Genomic DNA, 20,728 nt, shown 5'->3' on the forward strand with positions numbered 1-20,728 from the left:
GGAATTCCAGGTGGCTGACTCCCCCAACGCATCCCCCGCGCCGGCCGGCGCGCTGGAAGGCCAGAAACTGCTGTTGTGTGTCGGCGGCGGGATTGCGGCTTACAAGGCCCTGGAACTGGTGCGGCGGCTGCGCGATGCCGGGGCGCTGGTGCAGGTGGCGATGACTGCCGGCGCCCAGCAGTTCGTGACCCCGCTCAGTTTCCAGGCCCTGTCCGGGCAGCCGACCCGCACTACGTTGTGGGACAGCGCCGCCGAACAGGCCATGGGCCACATCGAGCTGGCGCGCTGGGCCGACCGCATCGTGATCGCACCGGGCACCGCCGACCTGCTGGCGCGGCTGGCCCATGGTCACGCCGACGACTTGGTCAGCACGTTGTGCCTGGCCAGTACCGCGCCGCTGACCGTGTGTCCGGCGATGAACCATCGCATGTGGCTGCATCCGGCCACGCAGGCCAACATCGCACTGCTGCGCCAGCGGGGCGCGCAGGTGATCGGACCGGTCGACGGGCCGTTGGCCGAGGGTGAGTCCGGCCCGGGGCGGCTGGCCGAGCCGGGTGACATCGTTGCCGCGCTGGCGGCCGACGGCAATGCCGTGGCGCCTGCCGCGCCCGCGGCAACCCGCGCGCTGCAGGGACTGCGTGTGCTGATCAGCGCCGGACCCACCTACGAGGACATCGACCCGGTGCGCTACGTCGGCAACCGCAGCAGCGGCAAGATGGGCTTCGCACTGGCCGCGGCCGCGGCGACGATGGGGGCGCAGGTGGTGCTGGTCAGTGGTCCCGTGCAGCTGCCGACGCCGGTCGGCGTGCAGCGCGTCGATGTGCGCTCGGCCGCACAGATGCGCGACGCCGTGCTCTCATCGCTGCCGGCCGACATCTATATCGGTGCCGCCGCCGTGTCCGACTACACCCCGCGGCAGGTGGCGCCGCAGAAGCTGAAGAAGACCGCCGACAGCCAGTCACTGGTGATCGAACTGGTGCGTACCCCGGACATCCTGGCCGAGGTGGCCGCGCAGACGCAGTCGCTGAAGCTGGTGGTCGGTTTCGCCGCCGAAACCCACGACGTGGAGAAGTACGCGCGTGGCAAGCTGGTCGACAAACGCCTGGATCTGGTGATCGCCAACCAGGTCGGCATCAGTGGCGGTGGCTTCGAAAGTGACAACAACGCCGCCACGGCCTTCTGGCAGGACGGCGAACAGGTATTCCCGGCGACCTCCAAGCGCGAGCTGGCCGAACAACTGCTGGCGCTGATCGCGCGGAGGCTTCAGGCATGACCCAGGTGATTTCATCGCAACCGTTGCAGGTCAAACTGCTCGATCCGCGCTTCGGCGACAGCTGGCCGCTGCCGGCGTATGCCACCGAGGCCAGTGCCGGCATGGACCTGCGCGCAGCGCTGGACACCGCGCTGACTTTGCAGCCGGGCGATACCGCGCTGGTTCCCAGTGGCCTGGCCATCCACATTGCCGATCCGCACCTGTGCGCGGTCATCCTGCCGCGTTCGGGACTGGGCCATCGCCACGGCATCGTCCTCGGCAACGGCACCGGCCTCATCGACGCCGACTACCAGGGTCCGCTGCTGATCAGCGTCTGGAACCGGGGCCGTGAGGCCTTCACGATCGAGCCGGGTGACCGCATCGCGCAGCTGGTGGTGGTTCCGATTGCCCGCGTCAGCCTGCAGGTGGTGGATACTTTCACCGACAGCGTGCGGGGAACGGGTGGATTCGGCCATACCGGGGTGCGTTGACGGGGGACATCGATGAGCGGCATCGGGGAAAGGCAGCAGGGACGGTCGTTGGGGCGCAGCGCACCGCTGCTGGCAGTGCTGCTCGTGTTGCTGGCCGGCTGGTTCGGCTGGAGCGCCGTGCAGCAGTGGCGCCAGGAGGCAGGTGGCAAGGCGCTGGAAGAGGCGCGTGACCAGGCCGTGCAGGGCCTGCAACAGGCCGCCAGCGGCCAGTTGCAGCAGCTGCAGCAGCAGTTGAAGAACGAGCGCCTGCAGCAGGCGCTGCAGGCCGGCGATGCGTCCGCCGCTGCGCTGGCCCTGCGCGAGAGCTGGTCCGGCGTGGAGCGGGTGGAGGTGCTGGGCGCCGACCTGACCGCTGCCTACGCCGATCCGGCCACCTTTGGCTATGCGCGCCTGGCCCTGCTGGAGCAGGCATTGGGCGAGGACCGGCCGAGCCTGCGGGTGGTCCGCGATGGGGGAGGCAACCGTCTCGGCCTGGCTGCGCCGGTGCAACTGGGCAGCCTGGGGGCGGCGGTGGTCTACGTCCGTCAGCCGCTGCTGCGCCTGACCGCGCCGCTGGATCAGATCCGCGCACCTGCCAGTGGTTTCCTCGGCCTGCGCCAGGGCACGCACGATCTGGTCACCCAGGGCGATTCCGGCCTGGCGCAGATCGCCGAGGCGCAGGCAAGGCCGATTGCCGGCACCCCGCTGCGGCTGGCAGCGGCCGTGCCCAACGTCGAACCCGGCCCGCTCGGTCTGGGCGCGCTGGCCAGCGGCATCGTCGCGCTGCTGCTGGCCTTCATCGCCGTGCTGCTGCTGGTCGGTCGCGACCGCCTGCCGAAGCACCTGCCGCTGCCGCGGCGCACGTCCGCGGTCGAGGTGGATGAGGGCCCGACGCTGCGCGAGAGCCTGCAGATGGCGCCACCGCAGGTCGCCGAAGCTGCCGCCGACGCCACAGTGGCACCTCCGCCGCCGGTCCCGGCGGAAGCGCTGGCAGCGGGTATCTTCCGGGCCTACGACATCCGCGGTGTGGTGGGCAGCGAACTGACGGCAAAGACCGCCGCGCTGATCGGCCAGGCCATCGGTACGGCTGCGCTGGAACAGGGCCTGCGCGAGGTGGTGATCGGCCGTGACGGGCGCCTGTCCGGCCCCGAGCTGGCAGCCGGCCTGGCCGAAGGCCTGCGCCGTGCCGGCTGCGCGGTCATCGACATCGGCCTGGCGCCCACGCCGGTCGTCTATTACGCCGCATTCCACCTGCGTACCGGCACCTGCGTGGCGGTGACCGGCAGCCACAATCCTCCCGAGTACAACGGCTTCAAGGTCGTCATCGGCGGCGAAACGCTGTCCGGCGATGCCATCACCGGCCTGTACCAGCGCATCGTCGAGGGTCGCCTTGTGCAGGCGGCCGAACCGGGTGACTACCAGCAGCGCGATGTCGGCGCCGATTACATCCAGCGGATCGCCGACGACGTGCAGCTCGACCGCCCGCTGAAGGTGGTGGCCGACGCCGGCAACGGGGTTGCCGGTGCGCTGGCCCCGCAGCTGCTGGAAGCGATCGGTGCCGAGGTGATTCCGCTTTACTGCGATGTTGATGGCACCTTCCCCAATCATCATCCCGACCCCAGCGAGCCGGACAACCTGCAGGACCTCGTACAGACGGTCAAACGCTTTGGCGCTGATCTCGGCGTGGCCTTCGACGGTGACGGCGACCGCCTGGGCGTGGTCACCGGCGAGGGCAGGATCATCTACGCCGACCGCCTGCTGATGCTGTTCGCCGCCGATGTGCTGATGCGCAATCCCGGGGCGATGGTGATCTACGACGTGAAGTGCACGGGCAAGCTGTCCGACCACGTGCTGCGCAACGGCGGCAGCCCGCTGATGTGGAAGACCGGGCACTCGCTGATGAAGGCGAAGATGCGCGAGACCGACGCCGAGCTGGCGGGCGAGATGAGCGGCCACTTCTTCTTCAAGGAACGCTGGTTCGGCTTCGATGACGGGCTGTACGCCGCCGCGCGCCTGCTGGAGATCCTCGCCCAGCGCGAGGAAACCCCGGATGAGGTGCTGTCCGGACTGCCGGAGATGGTGGCCACACCGGAGCTGAAGGTGCCGGTGTCCGAGGGCACGCCGCACGCCCTGGTGGCGATGCTGGTGGCGGCAGCGCAGTCGCCGGACAACCCGTATGTGGGTGGACGCCTGTCGACCATCGACGGCCTGCGTGTGGATTTCCCCGACGGCTGGGGACTGGTGCGCGCCTCCAACACCACCCCGGTACTGGTGCTGCGCTTCGAGGGCGACGACGAGGCGGCGCTGGAGCGCATCCAGGCACTGTTCCGCAGCCAGCTGCAGCCGATCGTCGGCGACACCCCGCTGGGGTTCTGATCGATCCGGGTGGGTGCCGACCGTTGGTCGGCACACCCTCACCCCTTGAACCGCAATCCGACACCAGGTTCGGTGAACAGGTAGCGTGAATCCAGCGCCGAATCGCCCAGCTTGTGCCGCAGCTTGCCCACCAGGATGCGCAGGTAGTGCGTGTCGTGCTGGTGGGTGGGTCCCCAGATCTCCTGCAGGATCTGCGGTTGGGTGACCACCCGGCCGGCATTGCGCAGCAGCAGCGACAGCAGCGCGTACTCCTTGCGGGTCAGCGCCACCGGCTCGCCCGCGATCGCCACCTCCCGGCGCACCAGGTCCACATGCAGATGGCCGTCGTCGAATACCGGAGGCGTGCCATCGGTCGGCACGCTGCGTGTCCGCAACAGCGCGCGCACCCGCGCCATCAGTTCCTGCGTGCCGAAGGGCTTGGTCACATAGTCGTTGGCACCGTTGTCCAGCGCCCGCACCTTTTCCGCTTCTCCGGCACGTACGGTCAGCATGATGACCGGCACCTGGCTCCATTGCCGCAGCTGCTCCAGCACCTGGTGGCCCTCCATGTCCGGCAGGCCGATATCCAGGATCACCAGGTCCATGTCCTCGCTGGCAGCCAGCTGCAGGCCTTCCTGGCCGGTCGCGGCCTGCCTGACCTGATAACCCTGCGCCCGCAGGCTGATATCCAGGAAACGGCGGATCTGGGTCTCGTCATCGATCACCAGCACGCGCGGGGCCGGTACGCTCGCATCAATCGGGGTCGGGCTCATCGTGGGAGGCTGGCTTGAGCAGGGGCAGGGTGATGCGGATCAGGGTACCGCGACCGTCACGTCCCGGCAGCGCCTGCACGCTGCCGCCATGCGCGCCGATCATTCCCTGGCAGATGGTCAGGCCCAGACCGGTACCATGGCGGCCACGGTCGCCGCGCTCGACGCTGTAGAACATGTCGAAGATGCGTGCCCGTTCTTCGTCGGGAATGCCGGGACCGGCATCGATCACGTCGATGCGCAGTTGGCCGTCCAGTTCGCGCGCCTGCACCTGTACCGCGGCATCGGCGGGGGAGAACTTGGCCGCGTTCTCCATGACATTGAATACCGCCTGCTCGACCAGCGCCGGATGCACCCAGATCGGCGCCAGGGTCGGCGGAATATCCAGTTCCAGCCTCACGTTGGGCTGGTAGCGCTGCAGCCGTCGCGCGGCCGACCCGATCAACTCGTCCACCCCGATCCAGTCGCGGTTGATCTTCAGGCCTTCGTGGCCCAGCCGGGTCATGTCCAGCAGGTTCTGGATGTAGCGGTCCAGCCGTTCGCCTTCGACCAGGATGGTGTCCAGCAGCGCGCGGCGGTCAGCCACGTCCATCGCCGTGCCATAGCTGGCCAGGCTGTCGGCCGATCCGATCATCGCCGCCAGCGGCGAGCGCAGATCGTGCGATACCGAAGACAACAGAGCAGAGCGCAGGCGCTCGGTCTCGTTGCTGACGTGCGCCCGCTCCAGCTCGGCCACCAGCCGCGTGCGCAATGCCGCCTGGGCAATGTCGTCCACCATCGCTTCGGCGAGCTGGCGCTGCTCGGGCAGCAGGCGTGCACCTGGCAGATACAGGCCGGCCACGCCGATTGCACGGTCCTCGCCATCAAGCAGGGGCAGGAACCACCATTGCGCGCCGGCCAGCGTATCGGTGAAACGCCCGCTGGGCTGGCCGTGGCGCAGTGCCCAGTCGGCGGCAGCCAGGTCGGTGTCGCCGGGCAGGGTGCGGCCGCCGGCGGTGGTGTCCACGCCGATCCGCAGCCATGCCGGCACGTCCATCGCCTGCTCCAGCGCATGGCGGCCGGCCAGTGCCACCTCGCCATCGCCGGCAGCGCTGGCCAGCTGTCGCCCCAGCTGCTGCCGCGCGCGCGCATGCCGGTTGGCGGCCCGCAGGGCGATCACCTGCATGCGCAGCCGTGATGCCAGGCGCCCGGCCACCAGTGCCGCTGCCAGGAACAGGAACACGGTGATCACGCCTTGGCGTGCGCCGATGGCGAAGGTGAAGCGCGGTGCGATGAACAGGAAGTTGTAGGCGAGGAAGCACAGGATCGCGGCCATGACCGCCACGCTGGCGCGGGTGCGGGCTGCGACCAGCACGACCGCCACGATGAACACCATCGACAGGTCGGCCATGCCCACCCAGCGTTCAACCAGCCACGCGACCAGGCAGGCCAGCGCGGTGGCGAGCAGGGCCTGCAGTGGTTCGTGGTTGATGCCGCGCGCCGGCGGCAACAGGCCTTCGCGGCGCGAACGCGCACGTGCCTGCGGCGTGCTGATGATGGTGATCTCGTAGTGCGCACCGCGCTGGATCAGTTGCTGGGTCAGGGTGCGGTTGAACATCCGTGCCAGCGGCCGCTCGCGGGTGCGGCCCAGCACCAGGGTCGAGACACCGTTGTGCGCGGCGTGGTCGAGCAGGGCATCGGCGATGCTGGAGCCATGCAGCAGTTCGGCATCGCCGCCCAGGCGACGTGCCAGCGCGAACGCCGCGTCGATCTCGCGTCGGGTCGCTTCGTCCTGGCGTCGTCCCTGCACCGTCACCACCGTCCAAGGCGCATCGCGCCGTTCGGCAATGCGACGCGCGACCCGCACCAGATACTCGCTCTGCCCGCCACCATCGATCGCCACCAGTACGCCGCGGCGCAGCGGCAGGTTGCCCTCGCCGCGTGCGGCACGGGTCTCGCGCAGGCTGCTGTCGACACGATCAGCGGCTTCCTGCATGGCCAGCTCGCGCAGTGCGGTCAGGTTGGCCGGCGAGAAGAACGCCTGCAGTGCCTGTGCCGCCTGCTCCGGCACGTACACCTTGCCCTGCTGCAGGCGGGCGATCAGTTCGCGTGGCGGCAGGTCCACCAGCACGATGTCGTGCAGGCGGTCGAGCACACCGTCCGGCACGGTTTCGCTGACCCGCACCCCGGTGATGCGCATCACCACGTCATTGAGGCTTTCCAGGTGCTGGATGTTGACCGTGGTCCAGACATCGATGCCCGCATCCAGCAGCTCCATGACATCCTGCCAGCGTCGCTCGTGGCGGCTGCCCGGTGCATTGCGATGTGCCAGTTCGTCGACCAGCACCAGCGCCGGGCGCCGCGCCAGCACGGCATCCAGGTCCATTTCCTGCAGGGCGTGGCCGTGGTAGGCCACGTCCTTCAGCGGCAGCCGTGGCAGTCCTTCCAGCAACGCCTGGGTATCGGCACGGCCGTGCGTCTCCACCAGCCCCACCACCAGGTCGACCCCCCGGCGCAGCTGTTCCTGCGCGCGGTTGAGCATCGTGTAGGTCTTGCCCACGCCCGGCGCCGCGCCGAGGAACACCGTCAGCTTGCCACCGGCTTCGCGTTGCAGGCCTTCCACCAGGGCGTCGGCCTGGCGGGTTCGCAGGTCAGTCATGGCGGCCATTGTGCGCGCAGCGGGTGCACGATCGCATCACGGCCTGGCGGCTGCGTGGTCCAGCGCGAAGTTCAGCGTCACCACGTTCACCCGCGGCTGGCCGAACAGACCCCATTGGCGTCCCTCGGTGTGGGCCTGCAGCAGCGCCTGCACACGTTCCACCGGCAGGCCCCGGGCACGCGCCACGCGGGCCACCTGCAACTGCGCCGCCGCCGGCGTCAGCTGCGGATCGAGCCCGCCGCCGGATTGGGTGACGAGGTCCGCCGGCACCTGGTCCGGTGCGACGCCTTCGCGCGCTGCGACCGCAGCCGTGCTTGCGGCGACGCGCTCGGTCAACGCAGGGTTGCTGCGTGCCAGGTTGGAGCCGGCCGCCGCCATCGGGTCATAGTTGGCGGCCGATGGCCGCGCCTGGAAGTAGCCATCGCCAGCGAACGGCTGCGCCAGCCACGCCGACGCACGCACCTGGCCGCTGCCATCGCGCAGCAGGCTGCCTTCGGCCTGCATCGGGTACGCCAGGCCGGCAAAACCGGTGGCGATGCCGGCGTAGACCGCACCGGCCAGCAGCAGGGTCGCCACACCCAGGCCGATCGCCGGGCGCCAGCTGGCGTCGTCCTGCAGGCGGGCCATGCGGGATGCGGCCTTGGCTTCGCGCGGAAGGGAAGAAGAAGTGGAAGCAGAGCGGTTCATGAGCCGGATACCAGGACAAGAAGGAGGTCGATCGCCTTGATCGCCGCGAACGGCAGCAGCACGCCACCCAGGCCGTACACCAGCATGTTCCGGCGCAGGAGCGCGGTGGCCGTGGCCGGGCGGAAGCGCACGCCCCGCAGAGCCAGCGGAATCAGAGCGGGAATCACCAGGGCGTTGAAGATCAGCGCGGCCAGCACCGCGTTGCGCGGACTGGACAGCTGCATCACGTTCAGCGCCGCCATCGCGGGTACCGCCGCGGCGAACAGCGCCGGCAGGATCGCGAAGTACTTGGAGACATCGTTGGCCAGCGAGAAGGTGGTCAGCGCGCCGCGGGTGATCAGCTGCTGCTTGCCTACCTCCACCACCGCCAGCAGCTTGGCCGGATCCGAATCCAGGTCGACCATGTTGCCGGCTTCCTTGGCGGCCTGCGTGCCGGAGTTCATGGCCAGCCCGATGTCGGCCTGGGCCAGCGCCGGCGCATCGTTGGTGCCATCGCCGACCATCGCCACCAGACGGCCCCCGGCCTGTTCCTGGCGGATGCGTGCCAGCTTGTCCTCGGGCCGGGCTTCGGCGATGTAGTCGTCGACGCCGGCTTCGGCAGCGATGGCGGCCGCGGTCAGCGGGTTGTCACCGGTGATCATCACCGTCCGGATGCCCATCGCCCGCAGCTGTGCGAACTTCTCGCGCATGCCGTGCTTGACCACGTCCGACAGTTCGATCACGCCCAGCACATGGCGACCTTCCGCCACCACCAGCGGCGTGGCGCCGTTGCGGGCGACCTGTTCGACGCGCCCGCCCAGCTCGGCCGGCACCACGCCTCCCTGCGCCTGCACATGGTTACGGATCGCATCCAGCGCACCCTTGCGGATCTGCCGGCCATGGGCAAGGTCAACGCCGGACATGCGGGTCTGCGCACTGAAGGCCAGGTAGACGGCCTGCTCCGGCTCGGCGGTGGTGCACCCCTGCTCGCGTGCCAGGCGCACGATCGACTTGCCTTCCGGGGTCGGGTCGGCCAGCGAGGACAACAAGGCCGCGTCGCGCAGCTGGCTGGCGTCGATCCCGGCCAACGCATGGAAGTGGCTGGCCTGGCGGTCGCCGTAGGTGATGGTGCCGGTCTTGTCCAGCAGCAGCACATCGACGTCGCCGGCCACTTCCACCGCCTTGCCCGACTTGGCCAGCACGTTGGCCGCCAGGGCGCGGTTCATGCCGGCGATGCCGATGGCCGGCAGCAGTCCGCCGATGGTGGTCGGGATCAGGCAGACCAGCAGTGCGATCAGCAGCAGTGGATCGACCTGGACGCCGACATGGGCGCCGATGGCCGGCAATGTCGCCACCACCACCAGGAAGGTCAGCGTCATCGCCGCCAGCAGCAGGGTCAGGGCGACCTCGTTCGGTGTCTTCTGCCGGTTGGCGCCTTCCACCAGCGCGATCATCCGGTCCAGGAAGCTGTGGCCCGGCTCGGCGGTCACACGCACGACGATCTGGTCGGACAGCACCTTGGTACCGCCGATCACGCCGGAGCGATCGGTACCCGCTTCGCGCAGCACCGGTGCCGATTCGCCGGTGACCGCCGCTTCGTTGATGGTGGCCAGGCCCTGCACGATCTCGCCATCGGCTGGCACCAGCTCGCCGGCACTGACGATGACGTGGTCGCCCGGGCGCAGTTCGGCGGCCGGCACCTGCGTTTCTGCGGCCCCTGGCTGCGCGGCGGCCAGTCGGCGCGCCACCAGGTCCTGGCGGGCACGGCGCAACGATGCGGCCTGGCCCCGGCCGCGTGCTTCGGCGACGGCCTCGGCGAAGTTGCCGAACAATACGGTGACCAGCAGGATCGCGGTCACCGCCAGGCCGAAGCCCAGTGGAGCGTTGCCGGTCAGGGTGATGATCGCGGCGACGATCGTGCCGGCCATCACCACCGCCATCACCGGGCTGCGCACCAGATGCATCGGTGAAAGCTTGCGTACGGCGTCGACCAGTGCGCGGCGCAGGCCGGCCGCATCGAGCAGGGCAGGGCGTGACGCAAGCGGGTTACGGGTTGAGGTTGCGTGGCTACTCATGGGGGTGTCCTCAATGCAGTCCCAGGCTCAGGTGGTCGGCGATCGGGCCAAGCACCAGCGCCGGCATGAACTGCAGCACGGTCAGGATGACGATCACCGACACCAGGGTCAGGGCGAACGTCGGGGTTTCGATCTGCAGGCTGCCCGCTGATTCCGGTGCCTGCCGCTTGGCGGCGAGCTGGGCAGCAACCACCAGCGGAATCACCAGCAGCGGAAAGCGACCCAGCAGCAGCACCAGCGAGCAGCTCAGGTTCCACCACGGCGTGGCATCACCCAGTCCCTCGAAGCCCGAACCGTTGTTGGCGTAGGCCGATACGTATTCGTAGAACACCTGGCTGATGCCGTGGAAGCCGGGATTGGAGGTGCCGGCCAGGCCGGGCACGGCCAGAGTGACCGCGGTGAACACCAGCAGGGTGATGGGCTGCAGCAGCACCAGCAGGGCCAGCAGGCGCACCTGCGGGGTCTCCAGCTTGCGACCGAACAGTTCCGGCGTCCGGCCCGTCATCAACCCCGCCAGGAACACGCCCAGCAACAGGTAGACGATGAACTGCTGCAGGCCGCAGCCGATGCCACCCCAGATCGCACTGACCAGCATGTTGACCAGGGCAATGCCACCGCTCAGCGGGGCCAGCGAATCGTGCATGCCGTTCACCGAGCCATTGGACACCTGCGTCGTCACCGCCGCCCACAACGCGGTGCCGTCGGCGCCGAAACGTACTTCCTTGCCCTCCATCAGCAGGGGCGTGGCCGCACTGGCACTGTGGCCTTCGCTCCACACCATGGCGCCGGTGGACAGCAGCGACATTCCCAGCATGCAGACGAACACCAGCGCGCCGAAGCGACGTCGCCCGGTGAATGCCCCGATCATGAAGATCACGGCCATCGGTACCAGCAGGATGCCGATCACTTCGAGAAGGTTCGAAACCGGCGTCGGATTCTCCAGCGGGAAGCTGCTGTTCGGGCCATACCAGCCGCCGCCGTTGGCGCCCAGCTGCTTGGCGGCGACCATCGCCGCGACCGGACCCAGCGGCAGCTTCTGCGTCGTCATGCCGGCGGAGGCATCGATCGGCGTAGCCTGCGGCCCCGCCGCCAGCGTCGACGGCACGCCCTGGCTGGTCAGCAGCAGTGTCCACAGCAGGCACAGCGGCAACAGGACGCGCACGCACAGGCGCACCACGTCGGTGTAGTAGTTGCCCACTGCGACCTGGCGGTCATCGCCGGCGCTGCCTGTGGCCGACTGCGGCGCCGGCGCGAACAGCGCGCGCAGTGTGGCCACCGCCAGCGCCAGGCCCATCATCGGGGTCACCACCTGCAGACCAGTGATCCCGGTCATCTGCGAGAGGTAGGACAGCTGCGCCTGGCCCGAATAGTGCTGCTGGTTGGTGTTGGTCAGGAACGAGATCATCGTGTGCAGCGCGGTGTCCCAGCGCATGTTCGGGATCTGGTCCGGATTCAGCGGCAACCACGCCTGGGTCATGAACACCGCCAGGGTCAGCACCGCCACCACCCCATTGCTGAGCAGGAATGCCAGCACGTAGCCACGCCAGGACATCGAGCGTGCGGGATCGACGCCGAAGACCTTGTACAGCGGCGTTTCGATCCAACGGAACAGCACGTCGACCTTCATCGGCGTGCCCCGCATCACGCGCGCCAGGTACAGTCCCAGCGGCCATGCCAGCGCGACGCTGGCAGCAAGAATGACAAGAATTTCAATCATGGCCGGCTCCGCTCAGAACGACTCGGGCCGCAGCACGACATACAGAAGATAGGCGGCGGCGATCAGCACCAGCACGCCACACACCAACGACAGCCAGGGGGACATGGGAATTGCGTCCTGGTGGAACCCCTCCACCTCAGGCCGTCATGGTCGGCCTGCGCCCCGTAAACGCACTACCCGGCGGACCGGGCCGGCGCGTAAAGACTGCATAAATTCCGCGCGTCAGGCCGTAACCTGGCCACGGGTAGCGCCGGGCCATGCCCGGCGGCAGGAGCGTTTTCAGCCAGCCGGGGCAGCCGGCGCCAGGCCCTTCAGCTCGCGATAGCGCTGCAGGGTGCTTTCGATCTCCGCCTTCAACGCCTGCTGCTGCTGCAGGAAGCCGGACTGCAGGCGCTGCTGCGACTGCAGCTGTACGTGCCGCTGGCGGATCGCTTCGGCCTGCGGGTCGCCCACCTTGGCGCCCGCCAGCTCGCGGTCGCCGGCCGCCGACAGCAGCGCGACCAGCGATTCACGCAGGCTGGCCACGTTGTACTGGGCGGTCTTGAGGTTGTTGTCGAGCACTTCCTGGCGCTCGGCGAACACCCGCCGCAGGTCGTCTTCGCTGCCGTAGGTGGTCAGCATCGCCTGCTCGGTGCGCTGGCGGGTCTGCTCGGCCATCCGGTCCAGCTGCTGCTGTGCCGCCGCGGTACTGGCGGCGGCACGTTCTTCGTCGGTCAGCGCGCGCTGCACCTGCGCATTGCGCAGCCCACTGCGGGCATTGAACTCGTCGCGCGCGTGGTTGACCGCATCGGCAGGAAGCGCATCGGTGCAGATCCGCTCCTGGCCCTCGTTCCAGCAGTACAGCTTCTTCTCGACTTTGTCGCCGCCCCGCGACTGCCCCGCCACGGTGAACGGCAGGGCCAGCAGTAGGCCGGCGAAGAGAACAGCAGGAATTCGGGACATGCGACCTTCCCCCTGGCGGTCAGCGTGTGGAGCGGACGCCGTACTGGGCCCGATAGGCTTCCAGCGGCTGCCGGTAGCCGACAAGTTCCGGGTTTCCCGAGGCGAAATCAAGCAGGTCGCCCAGCGAAGCCACTGCGATCACCGGGATGCCGGCTTCCTCGGCCACTGCCTGCGCCGCGGAGCGGCGATCGGCTTCCGAAGCGATCTCCTGGCGATCCAGAGCGACCACAATGCCGGCCGGAGTGCCGCCTGCCGCGCGGATGATGGCCAGCGCTTCGCGGATCGCAGTACCCGCAGTGATCACGTCATCGACGATCAGCACGCGCTTGCCATTCATGTCGGCGCCGATCAGCTGGCCGCCTTCGCCATGGTCCTTGGCTTCCTTGCGGTTGAACGACAGCGGCAGGTCGCGGCCACGCTGGGCCAGCTCGCAGGCCATTGCCGTGGCCAGCGGAATGCCCTTGTAGGCCGGGCCGAACACCACGTCGTACTTGACCCCGCTGGCGTCGATGGCATCGGCATAACAGGCGCCGAGCTGGGACAGCAGCGAGCCGGAGTCGAAGCGACCGGCGTTGAAGAAATAGGGGCTCAGCCGGCCGGACTTGAGGGTGAACTGGCCGAAGCGCAGGGCGTCGGCGGTCAGGGCCAGCTGCAGGAAACGGTGACGGTGGTCGCTCATCAAAACTCGATTCATCTTCATTTGGAGCACAAATCCTAATGCAGCCGGGCCTTCCGCGCTCGTCGGCGCTCTTCCGGGGGGCCGTCCGGCCGCGTCCGCCGGACTGCGCAGCCCAGCAGCCAACCGGTATGCTTGCCCGGTTTCCCGCCGTAGGTCCCCCGCATGCGCATCATCAGTTTCAACGCCAATGGCATCCGTTCCGCCGCGACCAAAGGCTTCCTCGACTGGTTCCGCGCCCAGGACGCCGACGTCCTGTGCCTCCAGGAGACCAAGGCCCAGGAAGACCAGCTGACCGACCCGATGTTCCGGCCCGACGGACACCATTGCTTCTACCGCGATGCCATCACCAAGAAGGGCTACAGCGGCGTGGCGATCTACAGCAGGCGGGAACCGGACCAGGTCATCACCTCGCTGGGCTGGGCGCCGTTCGACGATGAGGGGCGCTATATCGAGGCGCGCTTCGGCAACCTCAGCGTGGTGTCCTTCTACATTCCGTCCGGCAGCTCCGGCGACCTGCGCCAGGGATTCAAGTTCGAAGTGATGGAGTGGCTGCGGCCGATCCTGGAGGAGTGGGCGCGCAGCGGTCGCGACTACGTGCTGTGTGGCGACTGGAACATCGTGCGGTCGGCGCTGGACATCAAGAACTGGAAGTCCAACCAGAAGAATTCCGGCTGTCTGCCCGAAGAGCGCGACTGGCTCAACGCGCTGTGCGCCGATCATGGCCAGGCCACCGACGTGGCGGCCGGTCGTGGCTGGGCCGATGCGTATCGCCTGCTCAATCCCACCGGGGAGGACTACACCTGGTGGAGCAACCGCGGGGCGGCCCGCGCCAACAACGTGGGATGGCGCATCGACTACCAGTTCATCACGCCGGGCCTGCGCGACAAACTGCGTGGCTGCTCGATCTACCGCGAAGAGCGCTTCTCCGACCACGCCCCGTTCACCGTGGACTACGACCTGTGAGCGAGGCGGCCAGGCCGGTCAGCTACAAAGGCTGGGCAGGAATCAAGCGCGCCTTCGGTACACCGTCGGCGCTGACCATGGCCATGCTGGGTTTCGGCAGTGGCCTGCCGTTCCTGCTGATCGCGTCGCAGACCTTGTCCACGCGCCTGCGCGATGTGGGGCTGGACCTGGGCAGCATCGGCCTGATCAGCCTGGCCAGTTTCTTCTACCTGCTCAAGTTCCTGTGGGCACCGCTGCTGGATCGGTATGCCTTCCCGTTTCTGGGCCGGCTCGGCCGTCGTCGCTCCTGGCTGCTGGTATCGCAGGTCATGGTGCTGGTCGGACTGATCGCGCTGGCCTTCGTGCGCCCCGAACAGGGCGTCTGGCCCCTGGTGATGTGGGTGCTGGTGGCGTCCTTTGCCGGCGCCACCCAGGATTCGGCCGTGGATGCCTACCGTATCGAGATCGCGCCGCAGACCGCTCAGGCCGCGCTGGCGGCCACCTACACGTTGGGTTACCGGATCGGCCTGATCCTGGCCGGTGCCGGCGCGCTGTATCTGGCCCAGTTTGAGGGCTGGGTCATCGCGTATCTGGCAATGGCCGCCCTGATGCTGCTGCCGATCATCACCACGCTGCTGTGCGCCGAACCGGAGCGTCCCGCCACCGCCGTGCAGCGCCGCATCGATGTCGCCGAAGCCTTCGTCCAGCCGATCACAAGTTTCTTCAGCCGCAACGGTGTGGCATTGGCGCTGGTGCTGCTGGCCTTTGTCGGCCTGTTCAAGTTCCCTGACCAGGTGATCGGGGTGATGGCGGGGCCGTTCTACCTCGATTCCGGCTTCGACAAGGCCGACATCGCCACGGTCTCCAAACTGTTCGGGGTGTGGATGGGCATCGGCGGTGCCTTCCTGGGAGGCATCGCGGTGGCCGCGTTTGGCTTCCGGCGCATGCTGCTGGTGGCAGCACTGGGCGTGGCGCTGTCCAATCTGGCCTTCCTGCTGATGGCGCACAACCCGGGCAAGCTGTGGGCGTTCTATGCCGCCCTCAGTGCCGACAACCTGTTCCAGGGCTTTGCAGGCACCGTGCTGGTCGCCTTCATGTCGTCGTTGACGGACCGCAACTTCACCGCTACCCAGTATGCGCTGCTGGTCTCGCTGGCCAACCTGCCCGGCAAGTTCGTCGGCGGTGTGTCGGGCTACATCGTCGAGGCCACCTCCTACAGCACGTTCTTCATCCTCAGCTCGGTCACCGTGGTGCCGACCCTGCTGCTGCTGGTCTGGCTGTGGCCGCGCATCGTCGACCGCGGGCCACCGCCGGCCGCCTGATTGCCTGCCCGCCCGGTCTGCGGGATCATCGCCCCCGACGCGCCGAGGGGGCGGTGCCCTGCGAACGGGGAAGTGAGCATGGCTGATGTTGTGCTGCGGGACCTGGACCCGCTGCTGCTGGAACGCATCCGGCGGGTCGCGGTTGCCCGTGGCTGGAGCCACGAACAGACCTGTGCGGCGTTGCTGGAACAAGGGTTGTTCAGCAGCGAGCTGGAGGTCCGCTCCGGTTTTGGCGATACCGAGGTCGATGCGCTCGCTGCGGCCATCATCGCGCTGCAGGCGCTGCCGGCCGGGCAGGGCTTCGATTGATCTGATACCTCACCGCCGGGCATGGCCCGGCGCTGCCAGTTGGTCGCCGAAGGGCGCGCGCCGGGCCACGCCCGGCGGAGGATGCCGAAGGGGGTAGCGCCGGGCCATGCCCGGCGGCGGGTGCCGCCTCAGGCCAGATGGATCGCGCCGAGAATCCGCGGTCCCTTTGCACCGGTGACACTCGGCAGGTTCCCCGCCAGCCCATCCATCGTCCGCTGCGCCAGCCAGGCGAAGCCCATGGCTTCCACGTACTCCGGGTCCAACCCATGCACGGCGCTGGATTCCACCTGCAGCGCCGGCAGCCGCTCGGCCAGCCGTTTCATCAACTGCCGGTTGTGCACGCCGCCGCCACAGACCAGCAGTCTGCGTGTCTGCGGCTGCTGCGCCAGCAGTGCATCGGCCACGGTCGCCACGGTCAGCTCAAGCAGGGTCGCCTGCACATCGGCAGCGGCGTACTGGCCTTCACCCATGTGCGCCTCCGCCCACGCCAGATGGAACTGTTCGCGACCGGTACTCTTCGGCGGGGGCAGGTCGAACCAGGGGTCCGCACGCCAGCCCGCCAGCAGGGGGCCATCCACCACACCGCTGGCGGCATAGGCGCCTTCGGCATCGAAGGTGCGCCCGGTGTGGCGCTGGCACCAGGCATCCATCAGCGCATTGGCTGGACCGGTGTCGAAGCCGCGTACGGCACCCTCCCGCGGGATCAGGGTCAGATTGGCGATGCCGCCCAGGTTGAGCACGGCCCGGTCCTCGTCGGCCGTGCCCAGCATGCCGAGGTGGAAGGCCGGCATCAGCGGTGCGCCATGACCGCCGGCAGCCACGTCGCGGCGACGGAAATCGCACACCGTGGTGATCCCGGTCAGCTCGGCGATGCGGTTGCCGTCGCCCAGCTGCACGGTGAAGGCCGGATCGGCCAGCGGCCGGTGGCGCACGGTCTGTCCATGCGAGCCGATCGCCCGCACCCGGGTGCGGTCCACGCCGGATTCGTCCAGCAACTGGTTGGCGGCGTCGGCGAAGGCGATCGCGATCCGCGCGTCGAGTTCGCCAAGCTCCTCCAGCGACGCCAGCGGCCCCCCTTCGCCCAGCGCCACCAGCCGAGCGCGCAGCAGCGGCTCCCAGCGCGCGGTCAGGCCATGCACGAAGCGGCAGCCGCCCTCGTCGGGAAACTGCACCAGTGCGGCATCGATACCGTCGGCGCTGGTGCCTGACATCAGGCCCAGGTACAGGGGAGTGTTGGCGTCGGCAGGTGTGCTCATGGCGCGCAAAAAAAAAGGACGCGGCAAGCTTGGGCTGCCGCGTCCTTGTTCGTCAACGCAGGTCTCAGCCGCGCTTGCGCCCGCGGGTCTGCGTGTCCTTGGCGCTGGCCACCTCCGTGGCCGCCTCGTCCCGACCGGTCGGCGCCGGGCTGGCGTCGGCGTAGATCAGCTTCTCCATGCCCTGGATGCGCGCCATCGCCGGCGCGGTCTGGGCGCGGAAGGCGACCAGCTCGGCGCCCTTGAGCGGCTCCGGCGGCGGCATGGTCACCGTCAGCGGGTTGCGGTGCACGCCGTTGACGCGGAATTCGTAGTGCAGGTGCGGGCCGGTGGCCAGGCCGGTCGAGCCGACATAGCCGATCACCGTGCCCTGCGCCACGCGCTGGCCGGTGCGGATGTTCGCAAAGCGCGACATGTGCCCGTACAGGGTGGTGTGGCCACGACCGTGGTCGAGGATCACCACATTGCCGTAGCCGCGCTGCACGCCGGCGAACTGCACGCGCGCATCGCCGGCCGCCATGATCGGCGTGCCGGTGCGGGCGGCGTAGTCCACGCCCTTGTGCATGCGCATCTTGCCCAGCACCGGGTGCTTGCGCGCGCCGAAGGTCGAGCTCAGGCGCGCGAACGGGATCGGCATGCGGATGAAGCTCTTCTTCAGCGAGCGCCCATTGATGTCGTAGTACTCGGACTTGCCGTTGCGTTCGAAGCGGAAGCCCGAATAGGTCTTGCCGCCGGTGGTGAAGGTCGCTGCCAGGATCTTGCTGGTATCGACCTTTTCGCCCTCGCGCCAGGTCTCATCCATCACCACGCTGAAGCGGTCGCCCGGCTGCAGGTCCTTGGAGAAGTCGATGTCGTACTTGAAGATGTCGTCGGTCATGGTGGCGATCGCCGACGGTGACAGCCCGGCCCGGCGCGCTGCGGCATACAGCGAACTGGTGATCTCACCACTGGTGACCACCGTGCGCGTGGAGGTCTCGCGCTTGGTCACGGTTTCCTTGATGTTGTCGCCGGCCAGGCTCAGCTCGACCCGGTTCTCGCCGTCGCGGTCGAAGCGGATGCTGCGCAGGTCGCCGGACAGCGGCATGTCGAAGGCGATCTCGGCGCCCGGGCGCAGCTTCGTCAGCGATTCGCGGGCACCGGGGTGGTCCAGGACGCGGTGCAGGGTGGTCGCCGGAATGCCGGCCTGGTCGAACAGCTCGCTGAGGGTCTGGCCACGCTGTACGCGCAGGACCTGCCAGCTGTCACCCGGCACCTGCTGCTGGCGGGCCAGCGACAGCGGCGGCAAGGGCAGGGCCAGGCTGGTGTGGCTGTCGGCGTAGGGGGCGTCGATGGTGTGCGAGAAACCGGGGACGATCGTGGCGACCAGCGCACCGATGGTCGCGAACAGGCTGGCATGCATCCAGTGACGCCGGGTCCAGCGCTCATTGAAGGCGGCGGGAAGATGTTGCCTGAGCTTCCGATGCAGGGCGTTGTCGTGCAGGACGTGAAGGCGTTCCTGGAAGCGCTGCTTGCGTGCGCGCCCTTGTTCGGAGTTGTGCATCGGCGGTTTTTCCTGGCTGGCCCGGGAGCGCGGGCCTGAACGCCGGTTACCATAGACACCTGAGAAAAGCGCGTCAAACCCTTGTGCCCATTGGCTTTTGTGAAGCCAATCGGGTTAACTTGGCTTTAACACCCCCACACAAGAATCGGCGTTGCCGGGAGTAGTCACGTGTCCTCGATTGAAGAAGCCCTTTCCCTGATCGGCCGTGGTGCCGACGAGATCCTCAAGCTCGAGGATCTGCGTGCGCGCCTGCAGGAAGGCCGTCCGCTGCGGATCAAGGCTGGCTTCGACCCCACCGCGCCGGACCTGCATCTGGGTCATACGGTGCTGCTGAACAAGATGCGCCAGTTCCAGGACCTCGGTCATCAGGTCATCTTCCTGATCGGCGACTTCACCGGCATGATCGGCGACCCTTCGGGCAAGAGCCTGACCCGCAAGCCGCTCAGCCGCGAGGATGTGCTGGCCAATGCCCGCACCTACGAGGAACAGGTGTTCAAGGTGCTGGACCGCAGCCGTACCGAAGTCCGCTTCAATTCGGAGTGGTTCGGCAGCATGGGGGCGGCCGACATGATCCGCCTGGCCGGCCAGCACACCGTGGCACGCATGCTGGAGCGCGACGACTTCGCCAAGCGCTACGCCGCACAGCAGTCCATCGCCATCCACGAGTTCCTGTACCCGCTGGTGCAGGGCTACGACTCGGTCGCCCTGGAGGCGGACGTCGAACTGGGTGGTACCGACCAGAAGTTCAACCTGCTGATGGGGCGTGGCCTGCAGGAACACCACGGGCAGAAGCCCCAGGTGGTGCTGACCATGCCGCTGCTGGAAGGCCTGGACGGTGTCAACAAGATGTCCAAGTCGCTGGGCAACTACATCGGCATCAGCGAGCCGGCCATCGACATCGTCACCAAGACCATGAAGGTGGACGATGCCCTGATGTGGCGCTGGATCGAACTGCTGTCCTTCGATATCAGCCAGGCCGAGGCCGCGCAGCTGCGGGAGCAGGTGGCCAGCGGCGGTCTGAATCCGCGCGTGGTGAAGCTGCGCCTGGCGCGGGAGCTGGCAACCCGCTTCCACGACGCAGCCGCCGCCGAACAGGCCATTGCGGGCTGGGAAGCGGCGGTGACCGGACAGGGCGACATCACCCAGTTGCCGCTGCAGGACGTGGCGATTCCGGCCGAAGGCCTGCGCATCGCGGCGCTGCTGACCGCTGCCGGGCTGACCCCGAGCAACTCCGAAGCCAACCGCAAGCTCAAGGAGCGCGCCGTCAAGGTGGATGGCGAGGTCGTGGAAGATGGTCAGCAGGTGCTGCAGCCGGGCTTCGAAGGCCTGCTGCAGGTCGGCAAGCGCACATTCGCCCGTGTGCGCCTGATCGCGGCCTGAGACCTGTCGGACAAGCGCCGGGCACACGCCCGGCCGCTCGTGGCGCCGTTCATCGGGCGCCTGTCGGATGAACGGTGCCAACATCCGATGAAAAAAGTCGCCACACCCCCTTCACAAATGGGGCGAACAGGGACATACTTTCCCTCCCCCGTCGCAGGGGCCGCCAACAAGGGGCTTGAGCGACACCAGGGCGCCCACCACCCCGAACGAGATGATCGAACGAAGGTGTTGACGGACTGAAAAAGTCTGGCATAATGGGCGGCTCGCTACGAAGGAAACTTCGCAGCACACGGGAACGGCGCTGAGGCCACTTCCCCGGATCTTTGAAAGTATGCGCAGGTATCTTGTGAAGGCGCCTGCAGGAAGGATGACTGTCCATCTTGCAGACGTTTGATCAAGCAACTATTAATTGTTTTAA

The 20,728-nt window shown here is 68.1% G+C and carries 17 protein-coding genes; 7 read left to right on the top strand and 10 right to left on the bottom strand.

Annotated features, from left to right (window positions below; genetic code table 11):
• Positions 1–10 precede the first annotated feature (10 nt).
• Genes coaBC through IMX13_RS03695 form a run of 3 tightly spaced genes read left to right on the top strand, consistent with a single transcriptional unit; the run spans position 11 to position 4,098 of the window.
• Complete coding sequence (gene coaBC, locus IMX13_RS03685; protein ID WP_193395767.1) at positions 11–1,273, top strand: bifunctional phosphopantothenoylcysteine decarboxylase/phosphopantothenate--cysteine ligase CoaBC; 1,263 nt, start codon at positions 11–13, stop codon at positions 1,271–1,273.
• A complete protein-coding gene (gene dut / locus IMX13_RS03690) occupies positions 1,270–1,743 on the top strand; it encodes a dUTP diphosphatase (protein WP_053516506.1) in 474 nt (157 codons plus the stop codon). Before coaBC ends, dut begins: the two co-directional genes overlap by 4 nt.
• Before the next feature lie 12 nt (positions 1,744–1,755).
• Positions 1,756–4,098: a phosphomannomutase/phosphoglucomutase gene (locus IMX13_RS03695; RefSeq protein WP_193395768.1), complete on the top strand. Its 2,343-nt coding sequence runs from the start codon at positions 1,756–1,758 to the stop codon at positions 4,096–4,098.
• Positions 4,099–4,136: 38 nt separating this feature from the next.
• On the opposite strand, the gene IMX13_RS03700 is transcribed toward IMX13_RS03695, so the two are convergent.
• From IMX13_RS03700 to pyrE, 8 genes are all read right to left on the bottom strand, one after another.
• The gene (locus IMX13_RS03700) at positions 4,137–4,850 is read right to left on the bottom strand and encodes a response regulator transcription factor (protein ID WP_053516504.1); all 714 of its coding nucleotides are present in this window, start codon (positions 4,848–4,850) and stop codon (positions 4,137–4,139) included.
• Positions 4,831–7,485, bottom strand: coding sequence for a sensor histidine kinase KdpD (locus IMX13_RS03705; RefSeq protein ID WP_065182159.1), 2,655 nt, complete (start codon positions 7,483–7,485; stop codon positions 4,831–4,833). The genes IMX13_RS03700 and IMX13_RS03705 overlap by 20 nt, the downstream gene beginning before the upstream one ends.
• Before the next feature lie 36 nt (positions 7,486–7,521).
• Complete coding sequence (gene kdpC / locus IMX13_RS03710; protein WP_111186476.1) at positions 7,522–8,172, bottom strand: potassium-transporting ATPase subunit KdpC; 651 nt, start codon at positions 8,170–8,172, stop codon at positions 7,522–7,524.
• On the bottom strand, positions 8,169–10,226 hold the full coding sequence (gene kdpB / locus IMX13_RS03715) for a potassium-transporting ATPase subunit KdpB (RefSeq protein ID WP_193395769.1): 2,058 nt from the start codon (positions 10,224–10,226) through the stop codon (positions 8,169–8,171). Before kdpB ends, kdpC begins: the two co-directional genes overlap by 4 nt.
• A gap of 10 nt (positions 10,227–10,236) precedes the next feature.
• Positions 10,237–11,943 (bottom strand): potassium-transporting ATPase subunit KdpA, encoded by a 1,707-nt coding sequence (gene kdpA, locus IMX13_RS03720; protein WP_065181998.1) that lies wholly within the window; start codon positions 11,941–11,943, stop codon positions 10,237–10,239.
• Positions 11,944–11,955: 12 nt separating this feature from the next.
• Entirely contained in the window at positions 11,956–12,048 is a 93-nt protein-coding gene (locus tag IMX13_RS03725; RefSeq protein WP_053516498.1) for a potassium-transporting ATPase subunit F, read from the bottom strand.
• Between the two features lie 174 nt (positions 12,049–12,222).
• Positions 12,223–12,885, bottom strand: a complete 663-nt coding sequence (locus IMX13_RS03730; RefSeq protein ID WP_053516496.1) for a hypothetical protein — start codon at positions 12,883–12,885, stop codon at positions 12,223–12,225.
• 19 nt (positions 12,886–12,904) lie between these two features.
• Positions 12,905–13,564 carry an orotate phosphoribosyltransferase gene (gene pyrE / locus IMX13_RS03735; RefSeq protein WP_065174233.1) on the bottom strand — a complete coding sequence of 220 codons (660 nt, stop codon included), beginning with the start codon at positions 13,562–13,564 and terminating at the stop codon, positions 12,905–12,907.
• Between the two features lie 162 nt (positions 13,565–13,726).
• Here pyrE and IMX13_RS03740 point away from each other — a divergent pair, with 162 nt between their 5' ends.
• From IMX13_RS03740 to IMX13_RS03750, 3 genes are all read left to right on the top strand, one after another.
• Positions 13,727–14,527, top strand: a complete 801-nt coding sequence (locus tag IMX13_RS03740; RefSeq protein ID WP_065174234.1) for an exodeoxyribonuclease III — start codon at positions 13,727–13,729, stop codon at positions 14,525–14,527.
• Positions 14,524–15,828 carry an MFS transporter gene (locus IMX13_RS03745; protein ID WP_193395770.1) on the top strand — a complete coding sequence of 435 codons (1,305 nt, stop codon included), beginning with the start codon at positions 14,524–14,526 and terminating at the stop codon, positions 15,826–15,828. Before IMX13_RS03740 ends, IMX13_RS03745 begins: the two co-directional genes overlap by 4 nt.
• Before the next feature lie 78 nt (positions 15,829–15,906).
• Positions 15,907–16,137: a hypothetical protein gene (locus IMX13_RS03750; protein WP_053516488.1), complete on the top strand. Its 231-nt coding sequence runs from the start codon at positions 15,907–15,909 to the stop codon at positions 16,135–16,137.
• Positions 16,138–16,265: 128 nt separating this feature from the next.
• Here the strand turns inward: IMX13_RS03750 and IMX13_RS03755 are convergent, their stop codons facing one another.
• Together IMX13_RS03755 and IMX13_RS03760 are read right to left on the bottom strand one after the other, a co-directional pair.
• Complete coding sequence (locus tag IMX13_RS03755; protein WP_065174508.1) at positions 16,266–17,393, bottom strand: anhydro-N-acetylmuramic acid kinase; 1,128 nt, start codon at positions 17,391–17,393, stop codon at positions 16,266–16,268.
• A 64-nt stretch (positions 17,394–17,457) separates the two neighbouring features.
• Complete coding sequence (locus IMX13_RS03760; protein WP_074902136.1) at positions 17,458–18,930, bottom strand: peptidoglycan DD-metalloendopeptidase family protein; 1,473 nt, start codon at positions 18,928–18,930, stop codon at positions 17,458–17,460.
• A gap of 168 nt (positions 18,931–19,098) precedes the next feature.
• Between IMX13_RS03760 and tyrS the strand changes: the two genes are divergently transcribed.
• Positions 19,099–20,310: a tyrosine--tRNA ligase gene (gene tyrS / locus IMX13_RS03765; protein ID WP_074902135.1), complete on the top strand. Its 1,212-nt coding sequence runs from the start codon at positions 19,099–19,101 to the stop codon at positions 20,308–20,310.
• Positions 20,311–20,728 lie beyond the last annotated feature (418 nt).

Source organism: Stenotrophomonas sp. B2 (assembly GCF_014947095.1).
In the GTDB taxonomy this organism is placed as follows: domain Bacteria; phylum Pseudomonadota; class Gammaproteobacteria; order Xanthomonadales; family Xanthomonadaceae; genus Stenotrophomonas; species Stenotrophomonas maltophilia_P.